Source organism: Shewanella sp. 0m-6, from assembly GCF_052977325.1.
The window spans coordinates 153,574-168,777 of record NZ_JBRIMD010000003.1; the positions used below are offsets into that span (position 1 = coordinate 153,574).

The following is a 15,204-nucleotide window of genomic DNA, read 5'->3' on the forward strand; positions in this document are numbered from 1 at the left end:
ATCACTAATAATTGATTAGCTAATCAATAGCTTAAATAACTATCAGTTAACAACATTTAACAAACAAGCAGCTTTAAATACTTACAAAGATTAAGAGAATTTTATCTAAAAAACAGCAGGGGATTGAGGTAAGTAGAGGTAGATTTGCTGAAGAGAAGAGTATGGCAACCGCAATCGCTCCGGTTGCCATCTGTTATTTCATTCAATCTTGAGTGTTGAGATTGAATGAAAAGGTGATTTTAAAAAGACATAAACAGACCCACAACGGTTGCTGATAATAGGTTTGCCAGCGTCGCTGCTAGTAGCACTTTCATACCGACAGACGCAATGTAGCTAGACTTATTTGGGATCATAGTGCTGAGCGCTGCAACCACCATAGACACAGAGCCGATGTTAGCGAAACCACATAGAGCCACGGTAATAATCGCCACCGATTTCGGTGACATCACTTCACCTGTTGCGGCAACCACAGTTTCACCAGATATATAAGGCGCAAAACCTGCGTAGGCCACAAACTCGTTTAGTACGAGTTTTTGCGCAATAAAGTTACCGGCAACATTGGCTTCAGCCCAAGGTACACCAATTAACCAAGCGATGGGTGAAAATGCGTAACCCATCAATAGTTCAAGTGTTACGTCTTTAAAGCCAAATAGTCCGCCAGCCCAGCCAATCATGCTGTTTAGCATGGCCATTAAGCCGATACAGGCAATCAAAATTGCGCCCACTACCGCGGCAATTTGCATACCGGCAATGGCGCCTTTAGCAATCGCATCGATAAAATTAGATGGCTTTTCATTATCAGGCAGAGCTGGGACATCATTCACTGGCTGCTCTGTTTCAGGGATCATCAACTTTGCAAATAACAGACCCGCAGGCGCACTCATAAAGCACGCCATAACTAAGTAGCGAACTTCGACGCCCATGCCTGCAAGACCTGCTAATACAGAGCCTGCAATGGAGGCTAAACCACCGACCATGATGGCAAAAATTTCTGATTTGGTTAGGTGAGGGTGCCAAGGTTTAACAAATAGAGGCGCTTCAGTTTGGCCGCATACTGTGTTGGCGATAGCGTTCATTGATTCAGCCTTGGAAGAGCCAATAGCCTTTTGCAGTCCGCCGCCGAGTACCTTAACAACAAAGGTCATGATGCCCATGTAGTGCAGCAAGCTGACTAATGATGCGGTGAAGATAATGGCTGGCAATACCTGGAAAGCAAAGATAAAGCCTAAGTTTTCAACCTGGAAGGTGACTAAGTTGCCGAATACGAAACTAATGCCTTTCGCTGCAAAGCCAAGCACGTTGGCGACGCCATTTGAAACGGCTAATAATACGTTAGCGCCAAAGCTGGTGGCTAATACAAAGCCTGCAATGGCGAGCTGAATAATGAGTGCGCCACCGACTGTACGCCAGTTGACTTGTTTTTTAGCATTACAAAAAAGATAACCCACAACTAACAGGGCTGTGATGCCTAATAGAGATTGCAACATTATAAGAGGACCTATTTATGATTAATTCAGTTGGTTGATTACGTTGATTAAGCGCTCAACATGTTGTTGAGCCAATTGCATAACGGTATTTTGATCGCCACCCTCATCAGATGTTGAATTCATTTCAAAGGTGATAACCGTATCGACAATCTCCATTTGTGCAGCTTTGATAGGGTGCACAGCGGCTTGTAAATACTGCTCTAGAGGCAAGAAGTTAAACTCTCCTGGCTGATAGGAGCTCGCGGTTGCGCCACAGGTGATAGATAGAATCACTTTCTTGTGTTTTAGCTTGTCTCCTTCAGGGCCGAAGGCGAAGTTGTAGGTAAATACTTCATCAAACCAAAGCTTCATTAAAGCGGGGTAGGTGGACCAGTAAAGGGGAAACTGGAACACGATAATATCGGCTTGGCTCAGTAATGCTTGTTCAGCTTGGATGTTAATCTGATAGCTGGGGCAGGCCTCATCGAGTTTATGGATCGTAAACAGGCTTGTTGTATCGAGCCGTTTAAGAATTTCGGTGTTAGCAACGGAGCGACTGAGATCGGGATGGCCCGAAATAAGCAGTATGTTACTCGTCATGTCTTTCATGTTTTCTACACTTAAAATTAGTCAAAAAGTAATGTTAAAGTGCGCGCAGTCTCCTCAGTTTTTTAGGTATGAGGCCGCCTATCGCTTTATAAAACAAAGTGATAAACCCTATTAAAAATCAGGTTTATACATTTGGTTATAAGCGTTTTATTTTTTAGGTCTAGATCTACGGCGCGCTAATATTGCATAGCGGCCAAGTAAAGTAGATTGGCTTAATGAGTTATTGGTATTGGAGTCACATTTAGGCGCCAAGTTGAGTGTGATGCATGCATGTTTTGCAGGTAAATCGACAGGTTTTGGCTCGTGCAATTATATAAAAGTCTTATTTATTAGTTTGTTAATTAGCTGATAATTAATTATGGCTAATAGATGTCTTGAGCGAGTTAGTTGTGATTTTATCGCTGATCAAGGTATGGGTTTGAGACTAATTGAGCGTGTTTCTTAATGAGATATCGCCACTGATGATGTTAGCTTGCTCTCCCGTCAGGCTGACCAGTTTAGCTTCGATGTGCATCGACATTGGAAATTGGCTATCGGGTTGTTTGATGATCACTTCAGCATAGGTCCGAACGCGATTCGACAAAAAGTAATAAGTGCCATTCCATAAACAATCAAAGTAAAAATTAGACTCACTTAGATTGATATTCTCTAAGCGATTTTTAGCGTGTCTAAGGTAATTATCTGTAGTGATAATACTGCAGGTATTGTTAGCGCTGCCATTACCAAATTTAAAGATAAGAGCCGATTTTTCTTTGAGTTTTCCCTGGGAACCACCAAGATACTTATTTAAGTTAATCGTGGTGGCAGGCTTATCGATAGCTGTAGTCGTTTTGGTAGTTGCTTGAGTATTTACCGATAAAAACAGCAAGCCAATAGTTACTAATACTGGGCTAATCCAGAGCTGAAGATGCATGGTGCACTCCTTGTCGCATATTCTTTATTGCCAAAGTGTTCTCACTACACTTGAGCAAATCATGCACTTGAATATGTGTTTCAGCAAGTTTTGGAGTGTAATTAAGTTATTGAAAATTAAGCATTCAATTGAATAGCGAACAACAAGGATGACTCTGTGTTGTATATGGGAATGAAAGAAGAGGCTAGCGCTTGTAGGACAAGGACTGAGCTGTAGCGCTATTGTTTTAGACGGTGATGCTTTACCTAGTAAAAGGGGATAAACCTCAGTTTATCCCCTCTGTATCGCGACGAAAGTCTGTATTTAGCTTGTTACAGAGTGCTGACTTTGCGTGTTATTACTTCTGCGCGCTTAGCTCAATCGTTGACTCAACTGCAGCGGCAATATCGCTTTCATTAAACAAGAAAGGACGGAATTGCTTACTGTTTGAGTAAAGTTCACTTTGGTCATTAAACTGCGGGCTCATAATATTGCTCGATTGCGAGTACGTTAAGATGCCTTTAGCCACTGGGCCTTGATCGGTAAAGCTCACCGCCATCATCCAGCTTGACCCATAACGAATTGCATAGCCTTGCTCAGATAGACCCGATGCGAGTGGTTTGCCGGTAACGGCGTCCATCACCGCGGCATACTCATGCTGAGGTACTAACGTATCGTCACCCGATAAACGGGTTGAGAATACATTAAATCCGCCTTCTGCATTATGGGTACCGGGCCAAGGTAGCTTGGTGCCTGATGGTGTGCCATCGGGTAATGACTTTTCAACAAATTGCACAGTGCCCATTGCGGCATCAACATCAAAACCTGCAGCTTCTACGTTTAACGCTGCTTTGGCTAGCGCCACTAATGCACTGCCATCTGTGGCTAAGCTATTTGGCGTAGTGGCGGCATTATTGGCATCAAATGGGACAGTCAACATACTTGCTTGATCAAACTGGTGGGCAAACTCACGTACAAGTGCACCAGCAATGCTGTCGTTATCTTGCTTACCGTTCCATTGCTTTAACGCTGCGCAGGCAGCACTGATATCTTTAGATTGAGTCGGGCTGACCACCACTGGATCGCTACCTTGAGCTTCACACTGAGCAATTAAGTCAGTAAATACCAAGCTATCAAGATAGATGTCATTAGCCAGTGCAGCAGCTTCTAGCTCGTCGATATTAAATTTACCGTCTTCACCAGCAGCCTCGCTCATCAGCTTAAGCGCCATACGGGTACGTAGAGACTGTTGCCCACGCTCAGGGCCGTACATTGCAGAGTAACCTTCAAGCGGCGCTTCCAGGTTGGTTGACCAAAATGAGTTGTTAGAGTTTTGCACAAAGTCACTACGCTCAAGCTTAGGGGCGTGCTCGTAGGCCATTGGCTTGTCAAAGGCAAACATAGAGGCATTGCCCGGTAAAATCGTAAACCCAGCTTGCTGTCGTGCGGCAATAATATCGGGGTTTGATTTTAATAGGCTAATGGCGATCCCAGATAAGCCCGGAACGGTCGAGTCATCAATATAGAAAGTGTTACCGTCTTTATCGGCATACATGGTGTTATTAAAAATCACGCCATCGTAATCTTTAAAGGCCTGCTGGAACTCATCTTTGTTGGTTGCGCGGTTCATGGCTAACCAATGATCGATTGGATCTTTGTTAGCCATGTTGGCATCTTGCAGCATAAAGGCTTGGCCATCATCCCAACCAAATGGCGCTTGGTTAGCCGGAGCTTCTGCAATAGGGCCTTTTGGTGTGGTGTAGATATCTTTTTCTGCCACCAACATGCCCGCAGGGCCGCCATTGACTAAGATCTGTACTGTTTCTTTAGTGATGGGCATTGCCTCACCATCAAACAGGTATTGCATGCGATCGCCGCTAACGAGCTCAAGATTGTACAATACAAAGTGTTCAGCGGTTGAGAAGGTATGCGTCCACGCCACATCTTTGTTAAAGCCAATGTTAATGGCTGCTGGCATACCGACTAAAGAGCCTCCCATGACATCAATATGACCAGGAATGGTTAAGTGTGATTGCCAAAAACGCAAGTTACCTGTATGGGGGAAGTGCGGATTACCCAGCACCATGCCTTTGCCGTTTTCAGTCTTATCTTTACCTAAGCCCCAACCATTTGAACCGAGATCTCTAGGGTTAGTTTCTGGTGTCTTAATAGCGTTTTGATAAGCAATAAACTTGCTATTCACGTCCTGAATAAAAGCTGTTTGCGCTTGAGTTGGCGCTGGGCCGACGATGCGCGGAAGGTACTCTTGACCATCACCGGGGTTGGCGTAAAAAATCAGGTCAAGGAAGTTAGCCGCACCCGGTAGCAAGGCGATAGAAAATAGGTAGTTGGCCACATCTACGCCATCAATAGGTTTAACCCAAGGCTGGCCTGAACAAAATGGCTCGCCAGTTTGGGTCCCTGCTTCTACGTCGGCTAGAAATTGGTTATAACCAGCACTGAAACCTTCCATTAATGCGCGTGAGTTGTAGCTAAAGCTTGGGTATTGCGCTTCAGCTTTTTCACGGATCTTCAGTGCCTTGTAGGCAAAGTCTGAAATTAAGTTGCCGTTGTCTTCAGCCGTTGGCAAACCCGTGGTGAAATCGATAGAAGCATGAGGGCCAAAGTACATCGAGCGTTCAGAGTTAGCCTTGATAAACCCATCAGCGAGCACACATAAGTTGTCTTGAGCCTGAGCATAACCGCTGCCAAAACCTAAGCTTTCAAGATTGTCGGCTTGGATATGGGGGACGCCATAAGCGGTGCGGCGAATTTGGGCTTTAAGCTGCCCTTCGGGAGCAAAAGCTTGCAGCGGAGGGATCACTTCAGGTGTGGGTTCTGGTACAAAGAGTGAGTCACTTTTGTCAGTTTCTTCATAGCCGCAACCGGTTAAAACAACCGTCGAAGCCATCCCCAAAGCGAGCACTAACTTATTTAAGCGCATTAAAAGATCCTTTTTATTGTGTTGTTCCATCAATCATTGTTGATGGATACTTTTATTATTTCGGATGTCTTAATTTTGATAGTAAAACATATACTTACTGAACTAGTGAACGAATAAGTACCCAAAATATTTTTATCAAATACGACAAAGACATGTTGGTTAGTTAACCAGTCATTTAAACGTTTGTCTACATCTTGTTAACTTTTTGGCGTGGGGGATCATAGCGGCGAGAAGGGGGCGATTATTCAGACTTCAATTGATTAATAGCGTTAGCGATTAAAAATTAAGTAGGTTTAAAAGCTTTGCTGGAAAAGCAGTGGTTTAAAGGTGTTGGTTTTTAGCCAGAGTGCAGCACCGAAGTTTATCGGCGCATGCGCAGGCTTAATGAATACTTTGGTGGCTGAAACGTAAGTGCTTAGCGTCTTTTATGAGCTCGATAAAGTTTTGTCTACTCAAATGCACTAAGGTGTTGTGATCGCCGGCCTCGAAATAGATCTCCTTAGCTTCGACCAGTAGATCGTCGTAAACCGCCTCTAGGTTGTAAGCATCACCTAAAGAGGGAATGGCACCTTTGTGACAATCGCTAAACATGTCATAGACCTCTTTCTCCTCAATCAAGCGAAGATCTCGGTTTAGCTTGTCGCCTAATGTTCGTAAACTGACCTTGTGATTGGCTGGCAATACAGCCATGACTCTTCGGCCTTCATGATCCTCTAAAATGACGGCTTTGGCTAACTGTGACGGGGGTATATTGGCGGCAATAGCACTGCTCAGCGAGCTAGAACTATGGGGATGGGGAACAAGATTAAATTTGATCTTGTTGTCATCTAGGTAGTCATTCAATCGAGCTGAAATAGACATGGTGTTACCTCATAAAGGCTAAATAATGCTACCTATTATTATAGTTCAGAGAGGGATAACTGGCTTATAAACGTATTAACTACAGCAGGAAATATCTTGGTTTTTCTGGGGAGATAGAGAGTAATGGTTGAGCCTAGATTGGCAAGCGAGTGTGGCGATATTCATTTCAATATCATAGGCAATAGGCTTTGGATTAGCTGCTTATGACCTGGTGTTAATTGGCTATTCTTTCAAGGCTTAAGTAGAGGGGGGGTTAAATAATAGACAGTTAAGGCATAACAGGTTACCGTAGCTTGAATGTTTTTTAGTCACACATTTGTAACAATTAAACGTCTGCTTTGCTTGGGGTTTATACAATCCCTTAAGGGAGCCTGTTAACGAATAGCTATTGACTATAGCAAGTAACTAATAAGCAAATTTAATGGGTCATTGATGGCCATTTAACGGGTTTAGACGCAACAAGACTAAATAAGTGACTATTTGGTTTATTTATACATATTCAGGAAGAAGATATGACAACAAGAAAATGGACGCTAACAGCATTATCTGCATTGGTTTTAACCGCATGTGGCGGAGGTGGTGATGATTCATCAGGCTCTACTGGCAATGGTGGCTCATCTGGCGGTAATGTGCCGCAAATTACATTAAATACAGTTGTGGACAATCAATGTGGAATAGAACAGCCTAAGTCTGGCGTCAAAGTATTTGTGCACAATAATACGGGTGACATTATTGCTGAGTACGTAACAGATGCCGATGGTGCGCTCACTGCAGATTGGCCGAGTAATGCTAAACATATCACGTTAACCGCGGACAACCAGTACTATTACAAAGACCTGCCAACACTCAAGGTTATTTCTAATGTTAATGTTGAAGCTGGCGATTTAGGCATTACCTATTTTCGTGATGACAACAATGATGAAGGTTGTAACTGTAAACAAGTCGAGTTTCCGGTGCAGTCGCTTATCGAGGATGCGCCAGACAGTTTGCTGTATTTGGGAGGCAGCAGCTATGAGTTAACGCCATTTACTCGTTCCCCCTTAATTGAGTGGTGTGATGGTGTTGGGCCAATAGATGTGCAGTTAATTGCTGCCGATGGCCAAAGTAGCCTAGGTGGCAGTATTGATTTGACCGATAAAACTCAATATACATTGAATATGAGTGACTTTACCCAGCAGGGCGTAGTGGTTGACTATGTTAATCCTTATGATGCACGGATCTTATATGCCCGCTCATTTGAAGGTTGGACCAATTATAGTCAAAACGATCCGGTATTTGTTTACCCAACATTAACTAATAGTAGCTATGTTTGGCCAGCGAGAATGGGTCAAGAATACATTGGTAATGTTACCGCCAATAGTTATAGCTCTGCACGACATCTAGTCACATCAGAGGGCAAGACTTCTCCGATAATGCTTTGGGATCCGGCTAACGGCTTTTCTGATGCGGTCTACTCATTATTCAGTGAGATCTCAACTGGCCAGGCGCCATACCAATATGATTTTAGCAACGTAAGTACTGATATCGCGTTGACTCACATGAGTTTGTCTGGAGATATTGATAATGGGGATGCTGAATGGATTATTTGGGGGGGCGTATCAGGCAGCATGCCAGATATCAAATTGCCAGCGGATTTAGATGCAAAATTTGATTCGCTAAATTACCCAAGACTACAGATTGGTGTTAGAGGCTACGGCTCAGAAAAGCCACTAAGTGAGTGGCGTAAACTGTTGGCTGAACGAAGCCGCATGGCAGATGGTCAATTGAGCGTACTTGATTATGAAACGAATTATATGCGACTGAGTTTCGATCTTAATCAGTAATTTGAGTTAACAATGAGTTTAATTACCGATAATTAAACTAAAAAGACAGCGAAAGCTGTCTTTTTTATATCGGGGTTTATGCAAACGACGAGCCTTTGTGAGGCTCTTTGGTTATAGCGTTGCTTAACGTTAGTGCTAAACGAGTCTATAAATAGTTGGGTTGATTGAGCTTATCTCAATACTTTACTTAAAAACGCCTGAGTTCTGGCTTCTTTAGGATTGCTGAACAGGGCTTCTGGTTCATTCTGCTCAACGATAAAGCCGCCATCCATAAAGATAACTCTGTCTGAGACATCGCGGGCAAAGCCCATCTCGTGGGTGACAATCACCATGGTCATGCCTTTCTGGGCGAGCGACTTCATCACATCGAGTACATCACCGACCATTTCAGGATCGAGCGCCGAGGTGGGTTCATCAAACAGCATCAATTCAGGTTTCATTGCGAGTGCACGGGCAATAGCTACCCGCTGTTTTTGTCCACCCGATAGGCTCGATGGATACGCATCGGCCTTATCTTTTAGGCCAACCTGCTCAAGTAGAGACTCGGCTTCAATGTCGGCTTGTGCTTGTGTCATCAGCTTTAGTTTTACAGGTGCAAGGGTGATGTTTTGCTTAACCGTCTTATGGGGAAACAGATTAAAGTTTTGAAACACCATACCCACTTTTTGTCTTAGCTTATCGATACAAGCGCCCGCAGCGGTAATCGATTGACCATCGATAAAAATTTCGCCTTGAGTTGGCAGCTCTAGTAAGTTGATGCAGCGTAAGAAGGTACTCTTACCGCTACCTGACGGGCCGATCACACTGACAACCTCGCCATGGTTAATCTGCTCATCTATCCCTTTTAGCACTTGGTTATCGCCAAAGCTCTTATGTAAATCATTAATTTTAATCACTTTGCTTTAACCTCGTTTCAAATCTAGATAGCATAAAGGTAAAAATATACGTCAGTAACAGGTAGATAAGTGCGCAGGTAAATAGCGGCACACTGTCTTCAAAGGTACGGCTACGGATAATTTCACCTGCACGCATTAAGTCCACGCCACCAATAAAGCCAATTACCGCAGTTTCTTTAAGTAACACAATAAACTCGTTACCTAGCGAGGGCAGAATGTTTTTAATCGCCTGAGGCAGGATCACCTCTTTCATGGTCGCTGCTTGCGATAAGCCTAATGAACGTGCCGCTTCCATTTGCCCTTTATCGACGGCTTGAATACCGGCTCTAATGATCTCAGAGATATAGGCGCCGCTATTAAGACCGAAGGCGATAACGGCTGCAGTGATCTTATCCACGTCCAGTGCCGCTAGCACAATAAAGTAAAGGATCACTAACTGCACAACCACTGGCGTACCACGGATCACGCTGACATAAAAACTGGCTGGCCAACGTAGATACCATTTCGATGACATCTTCATCAAGGTGGTTGCCACACCGAGAATTGAACCGATTATCATTGCGAAGAAGGTCACAATCAAAGTGACTTTAAGGCCATTCAGAATAAGATAAATTCCGATTAAGCCATCTTCGCCTATTGGGGTAAACAGTGAAGTATTAATTGCATCAATCATGCTCTACTCACTTCATGTGCTTGTTAACGAGGGCGTCATAGCCACCGTTTTGCTTCATGATGCTTAAGCTGCTGTTAATGCTGTTTAGCAGCTCAGCTTTGTCTTTAGCCACTGCAAAGCCGTAAAACTCGGGTGAAAAATCCAGCTCAACCATTTTTAGCTGTGGATTCTTCTCTAAAAAGCTGATGGCAGGTTCGCTGTCAAACAACACCAGGTCAACCTTGGCATTTTTTAGCTCCATCACGGCTTCGAAGCCTGAGTTGAAGGCGGTCACTTGTTGGCTGTAACTCTTAGCCATAATGTCGCCAGTAGAGCCTAGCTGCACCGCGATATGTTTACCCTTAAGATCATCTAGGCTGTTGATGCTGTTATTGTCTTTATTGACGAGTACCATCTGGGTGGCTTCATAGTAAGGCTCAGAAAAGTTAACGCTAGCCTGACGCTCTGGAGTGATGGTCATGCCCGAGGCGATAAAGTCGACCTTACCCGCATTGAGCGCCACGATAAGCGAGTCAAAATTCATGTTTTCAACTTTTAGGGTTTTGCCTGCATCCTTCGCGATCTGCTGAGCTAAATCGATATCGAAGCCCATGATTTCATCGCCACTAACGCCACCCACATATTCAAAAGGTGGGAATGACGCATTGGTGCCCACTACAAGTACATCATCACTCTTACCGCAGCCAGATAACATTAATGTGCCTGTTAAACCTAAGCTTGCTACAACCAATACTGACTTCTTCATTTTCCACTCTCTTAATCAAAATACTCAACTGGGATTGACTATAAGCTCATATAAAGTTAAATCAATACTTATGCGTTAAATCTGACTAAAAATTCAATTGAAATTGGTTTGACTGATTAGTTATTAATCTGCTGGAAGGTTTTTTAACGTATTTTTAACAGGTTTTTCTTTGTGTTATAAGGTTTCTTCACATTATCTAGTTTTTAATGTAGTAGCTATTGGTGAATAAGTATGTGTTAGGAAGGTGTTTTGTTTTATGGCGAGATAACCTTGATCGCGTATCTTTAGCGAGATTACCGCAGAAGGCTAATGGCTCCTCAAGTGACTCAGTATTTTGTCTATATCATTTTTGATTTTTATCGAAAACAGTCGCCTTAAGTAAGGCTTGCCACTGTTTACGTTGCTGGCCTGATTTTATATGAAAATTAATAAAAACAAACATCACATCAACTGATTTCCCGTTTAAGGTTATTACTTATGAAAAAGCTCTTACTTTCAACATTGTGTTTTATTTCTCCTTTTGTCTATTCAGCTAACGAGTCGGTCTATCTGCATTATGATGAGGCATTGGATGGTGTTACCGACTTCCAGAAACAGATCAAATTAAATATCGATCTATCAGGGAACACTATTATTGGTACGACTGATACGGGGTCGGTTATTTCTGGAGAAGTAGAAAACACTAATAGCCAATATATAGGTTCTGGTGATAAGCCAAGATTTCAGTTTGAGATCCATCAAGGTGAAACCCGTAATTGGTATTTTGGTAACATCAACGGCAAGTATTGGGAGGGCGTGTGGTTTGGTGCGGATGGTGAAAAAGGTGACTTTTCACTCTATAGTGATTTATTGACTAAAGACGTGCCTCAGTTTGAAAATATTATTGCCTATTATGCTGATGATGTATTTCAGTCAGGTGGTAATAACACTCATAACAGCTTGAACTCAACCTTCTTAGTTGACTCTGATAATCTTGAACCTCATTTTACCAATGATGAGTATTTCGACACCAGCAAGGGCATGTTGCTGCAGGCTGATGTACGTGATGCTAACTTGCCAATCTCTTTTTATATCGATTTTGAAAAGCCAATGCCGATGAAAACGTTCCGCTTAGGTTCGTTTAACAATGGTGAAGGCACAAGACTGCGTACCTTTAACTTTGATATTTGGAAAAATGGTGAGTGGCAAACAGTAGGAAACTTTGAGTTTGCGCCGATTTATGCACCAACTTATCAAAGACAGGAGTTTAATTTACCGCGTACAGTCTATGCCGAGCGCATTCGTATTTCAGCGACAGCCACCGACGATTATACCGACGGCAGCAAGCTACTAATGTGGGGTCTTTCTTTTAAGCGTTAGTTGGTTATCGGCTAGCGAAAATGTCCGGGACTTTGAATAAGTGCCGGACATTTTATACGAGTACTCTCTACTCAAAACTGCATATAAATAATTCGAGAGTCGTTAAGTTACTCGTTGAGCTTTACACCTTCATCGACTTCATAATCATTAAACGGATATTCAGTTCTGTCAGTGGATTACCTGTTGCCCAAAGGGCTCTTAGTTTCACATTGTGACTCACATCTCTAGCAGTGAGTTTTTGTCTGTGACGTGTAGCTGGGTCAGTTTTTGGCTCTGGCTCGCATCCAGCTGAGTGAATGCGTTATACATCGAGCTAAGCTGTTTAACAAAGAGTTCGCTAATATCGCCCTTGAAATTGCATCCGCTTAGGATATTGATCGTTGTCGCTGTTCATTTTTTGTGTAATTCGGCGCATCATATCGTCTAATTGATCCAATTCATGACAGCTTAATGCTGATAGCATCTTCTGCTCTTGCCTATGTAGTTCGGGCATAACCTCTTCGACCAAGTCTTTACCTTTAGCTGACAGCACGACTAACTTGCTGCGCTTATCTTCATAGTTATCACAGCGTTCAATTAATCCCGACTCTTGTAAGCGGACCAGCACTTTAGTCAATCCCCCTGAGCTAAATAGCAAACTTTGATACAGCTCTGTAGGCGAGAGTATGTGGGGGGCAGGTTGACGACGAAGGCAACTAAGTAAGTTGAAGTCAATGGGCTGCAATTGATAATGGCCAACGCACTCAGTGATAAGTTGGATAAAAATGTTATTTACCTGAGTCAGTCGCAATAAAGCTGGGTAGGAAGTTTTTGCACACTCAGGCCAGTTCGCCGCATTCTGTTGCAGCACTTCTTCCATACTCTTTTCCACTTGCGTTACCTCTCAAAATCAATATTTTGCGCACAATATACCTTGCTGGAAAGCTAAAGGCTATCTAGTATCTTTCTAGAAAGAATCTTCCCGGAAAGGTAGTTTGCGTCAGCCAATATTTAGCTGCTGAAGCATCACTTTTCAATCGATAAAAAATGTAATTGGAAGGTCTTTCAAATAGTTAACCACAACTAATCAATAGCTTACTTGGTGAGCGAGACCCGTTGCTACAGGCTACTGAAAGTATGCTATTGAATGCTCGTGGTCATTGAGGTTTTAGGCTTAATTGGCAGCGCTTTGGAGGCATGACATTGGTCTCCAGCGTGAAGATATTTATAAAAATGAGGAATGATATGAAAAGGTTCAAAACGGGAGCTGCAATACTACTGGTCGGGCTGACATTAACAGCTTGTGGTAGCGATGACTCAAACTCAGTGCCGTCGGTAGACAATTCTGCGCCGGTAGCTGTTGCTGATACTACAATGGCTTGGATAAATACCCCTGTACATATTGATGTATTGGCTAACGACACTGATGCAGACAACGATGCGCTAACACTATATGACTTTGTTCTCACCCAAGGCGATGATGAAGTGACTCAGTCCGGTAACAATATTGTCTTTACCGGTAAAAATGTAGGCACCAGCATAATTGATTATACGATTGTCGATACCCATGGTGCTAAAGCTACGGCTACCGTGACCATTAAGGTACAAGCGCATGCGGTGGAATTTGTTGGCTCTCAAACTTGTATTGGTTGCCATGAAGATAAGCAAAGCTTTTTCGAAACCGGGCATAATTTCAAACTAAACAAAGTGGTTGATGGTAAGGCGCCAGAGATGCCATTTACAAACCTAGAAGGCTCGGTTGAGCTATTCAATGGTGTGGCAAATAGCACTAATAATACTGCTAACCCTAGTGATTTTGAGTGGACTTGGAGTGACATCAGTTATGTGATCGGTGGCTACGATGCTTGGGCAAACTTTATCGACAAAGATGGCTATATCCTAACCGGTAAGCATGTTGCGGTATCCATGCCGCAAAACGGTGAAGCGATTTCAGAAAAGCATATGCAGGGTTTTTCATCGGGTCCGTTAACAACGCCTAAGGAATTTGATTGTGGTCTTTGTCACTCTACCGGATGGAAAGACTTCACGCCTGATTCAGATCTAAACCCCAACCGTCAAGACGGCATGAAAGGCTTTGGTGGGACATTTAATCAAGCAGGGATCCAGTGCGAAGCTTGTCATGGTGCGGGTGGGCAACATATCAAGAGTCAATCTCGAGATGATATCGTATTGGCAGCTAAAGGGCGTTTAGCAGCAGATTTACGTCAACCTGATATGGGCTATGGTTTGGCAATTAAGTGCTCAGAATGTCATACCAAGCAGACGAACCGATTCTTTGTTAACGACTTTGTTAGCGAGCATAACCGAGACTTTTGTGGTGATAACGCTAGCTGTGAGGACACTATTGGTGGGCGTGCCATCAATTACTTCGATGGTGGTCGTTTTGCCGGAGATGCGCTACTGGGCTTAGATGCTAATACGGGAGAGCCAACAGGTAAAAAGCGCAATATGGCGTGTTATACCTGCCACAACCCGCATGCCTCTATGAATAATAGGGATCAGCCGGGCCACGAGGATGCACTCATCACTAGCTGCACCAATTGTCACGCTAATAAGATGTTCAGTGCTGATCTAGAGATGCATGCTGAGATTGATTGTACTACTTGCCATATGCCATCGAGTAAACACCTTTTCCGCATTAACTTAGCATTCCCGTCTGACGACATTAGAAACTACTCAGAGGCGAATGAGGCGACGAATACGAAGGAGAAGCAATTTGTGCAGCCTTGGAATATCGCTAAAGACAGTTGTGGTAGTTGCCATAAAAAAGACTACGATGCGCGCGCTGCTGCGATTGTAGGGAGGATGCATAATTAAACGGTATCTATAGGTTTCAATTCATGCACATGGTTTAAGTTTGCTTAAGCTGTGTGCATGGCATCAATGAGTGGTCTGGTGAAGTTATGTGCTAATTCAGCATTGGCTCTACTATTGAG

The 15,204-nt window shown here is 43.3% G+C and carries 12 protein-coding genes; 3 read left to right on the plus strand and 9 right to left on the minus strand.

Annotated elements, in window-relative coordinates; translation table 11 throughout:
* Positions 1-239: 239 nt before the first annotated feature.
* The 5 genes from ACVBJC_RS03450 to ACVBJC_RS03470 all read right to left on the minus strand — a co-directional run bounded on the left by ACVBJC_RS03450 (position 240) and on the right by ACVBJC_RS03470 (position 6,772).
* A complete protein-coding gene (locus tag ACVBJC_RS03450; protein WP_447159483.1) occupies positions 240-1,487 on the minus strand; it encodes a NupC/NupG family nucleoside CNT transporter in 1,248 nt (415 codons plus the stop codon).
* A gap of 21 nt (positions 1,488-1,508) precedes the next feature.
* Complete coding sequence (locus tag ACVBJC_RS03455; RefSeq protein WP_447159484.1) at positions 1,509-2,075, minus strand: NAD(P)H-dependent oxidoreductase; 567 nt, start codon at positions 2,073-2,075, stop codon at positions 1,509-1,511.
* Positions 2,076-2,499: 424 nt separating this feature from the next.
* Positions 2,500-2,988: a hypothetical protein gene (locus tag ACVBJC_RS03460; protein ID WP_447159485.1), complete on the minus strand. Its 489-nt coding sequence runs from the start codon at positions 2,986-2,988 to the stop codon at positions 2,500-2,502.
* A gap of 337 nt (positions 2,989-3,325) precedes the next feature.
* Positions 3,326-5,911: an acylase gene (locus ACVBJC_RS03465; RefSeq protein WP_447159486.1), complete on the minus strand. Its 2,586-nt coding sequence runs from the start codon at positions 5,909-5,911 to the stop codon at positions 3,326-3,328.
* 381 nt (positions 5,912-6,292) lie between these two features.
* Positions 6,293-6,772 (minus strand): aminoacyl-tRNA deacylase, encoded by a 480-nt coding sequence (locus ACVBJC_RS03470; protein ID WP_447159487.1) that lies wholly within the window; start codon positions 6,770-6,772, stop codon positions 6,293-6,295.
* 512 nt (positions 6,773-7,284) lie between these two features.
* Here ACVBJC_RS03470 and ACVBJC_RS03475 point away from each other — a divergent pair.
* On the plus strand, positions 7,285-8,595 hold the full coding sequence (locus ACVBJC_RS03475; RefSeq protein ID WP_447159488.1) for a hypothetical protein: 1,311 nt from the start codon (positions 7,285-7,287) through the stop codon (positions 8,593-8,595).
* Between the two features lie 170 nt (positions 8,596-8,765).
* Here ACVBJC_RS03475 and ACVBJC_RS03480 read toward each other — a convergent pair whose 3' ends face one another.
* Genes ACVBJC_RS03480 through ACVBJC_RS03490 form a run of 3 tightly spaced genes read right to left on the minus strand, consistent with a single transcriptional unit; the run spans position 8,766 to position 10,909 of the window.
* Complete coding sequence (locus ACVBJC_RS03480; RefSeq protein WP_447159489.1) at positions 8,766-9,491, minus strand: amino acid ABC transporter ATP-binding protein; 726 nt, start codon at positions 9,489-9,491, stop codon at positions 8,766-8,768.
* A complete protein-coding gene (locus tag ACVBJC_RS03485) occupies positions 9,484-10,164 on the minus strand; it encodes an amino acid ABC transporter permease (RefSeq protein ID WP_447159490.1) in 681 nt (226 codons plus the stop codon). The genes ACVBJC_RS03480 and ACVBJC_RS03485 overlap by 8 nt, the downstream gene beginning before the upstream one ends.
* A 7-nt stretch (positions 10,165-10,171) precedes the next feature.
* Positions 10,172-10,909: a basic amino acid ABC transporter substrate-binding protein gene (locus tag ACVBJC_RS03490; RefSeq protein ID WP_447159491.1), complete on the minus strand. Its 738-nt coding sequence runs from the start codon at positions 10,907-10,909 to the stop codon at positions 10,172-10,174.
* Between the two features lie 477 nt (positions 10,910-11,386).
* Here ACVBJC_RS03490 and ACVBJC_RS03495 point away from each other — a divergent pair, with 477 nt between their 5' ends.
* The gene (locus ACVBJC_RS03495; RefSeq protein WP_447159492.1) at positions 11,387-12,268 is read left to right on the plus strand and encodes a hypothetical protein; all 882 of its coding nucleotides are present in this window, start codon (positions 11,387-11,389) and stop codon (positions 12,266-12,268) included.
* Positions 12,269-12,605: 337 nt separating this feature from the next.
* Here the strand turns inward: ACVBJC_RS03495 and ACVBJC_RS03500 are convergent, their stop codons facing one another.
* Entirely contained in the window at positions 12,606-13,139 is a 534-nt protein-coding gene (locus ACVBJC_RS03500; RefSeq protein ID WP_447159493.1) for a MarR family winged helix-turn-helix transcriptional regulator, read from the minus strand.
* A 353-nt stretch (positions 13,140-13,492) separates the two neighbouring features.
* On the opposite strand from ACVBJC_RS03500, the gene ACVBJC_RS03505 reads away from it, so the two are divergent.
* A complete protein-coding gene (locus tag ACVBJC_RS03505; RefSeq protein ID WP_447159494.1) occupies positions 13,493-15,085 on the plus strand; it encodes an Ig-like domain-containing protein in 1,593 nt (530 codons plus the stop codon).
* The last annotated feature ends 119 nt before the right edge of the window (positions 15,086-15,204 follow it).

Bases quoted from the DNA above. Each gene is read 5' to 3' on its own strand.
- ACVBJC_RS03465 (WP_447159486.1), bottom strand. From the start codon at position 5,911: ATGCGCTTAAATAAGTTAGTGCTCGCTTTGGGGATGGCTTCGACGGTT.
- ACVBJC_RS03460 (WP_447159485.1), bottom strand. From the start codon at position 2,988: ATGCATCTTCAGCTCTGGATTAGCCCAGTATTAGTAACTATTGGCTTG.
- ACVBJC_RS03505 (WP_447159494.1), top strand. From the start codon at position 13,493: ATGAAAAGGTTCAAAACGGGAGCTGCAATACTACTGGTCGGGCTGACA.
- ACVBJC_RS03495 (WP_447159492.1), top strand. From the start codon at position 11,387: ATGAAAAAGCTCTTACTTTCAACATTGTGTTTTATTTCTCCTTTTGTC.
- ACVBJC_RS03450 (WP_447159483.1), bottom strand. From the start codon at position 1,487: ATGTTGCAATCTCTATTAGGCATCACAGCCCTGTTAGTTGTGGGTTAT.
- ACVBJC_RS03485 (WP_447159490.1), bottom strand. From the start codon at position 10,164: ATGATTGATGCAATTAATACTTCACTGTTTACCCCAATAGGCGAAGAT.
- ACVBJC_RS03475 (WP_447159488.1), top strand. From the start codon at position 7,285: ATGACAACAAGAAAATGGACGCTAACAGCATTATCTGCATTGGTTTTA.
- ACVBJC_RS03490 (WP_447159491.1), bottom strand. From the start codon at position 10,909: ATGAAGAAGTCAGTATTGGTTGTAGCAAGCTTAGGTTTAACAGGCACA.
- ACVBJC_RS03470 (WP_447159487.1), bottom strand. From the start codon at position 6,772: ATGTCTATTTCAGCTCGATTGAATGACTACCTAGATGACAACAAGATC.
- ACVBJC_RS03455 (WP_447159484.1), bottom strand. From the start codon at position 2,075: ATGAAAGACATGACGAGTAACATACTGCTTATTTCGGGCCATCCCGAT.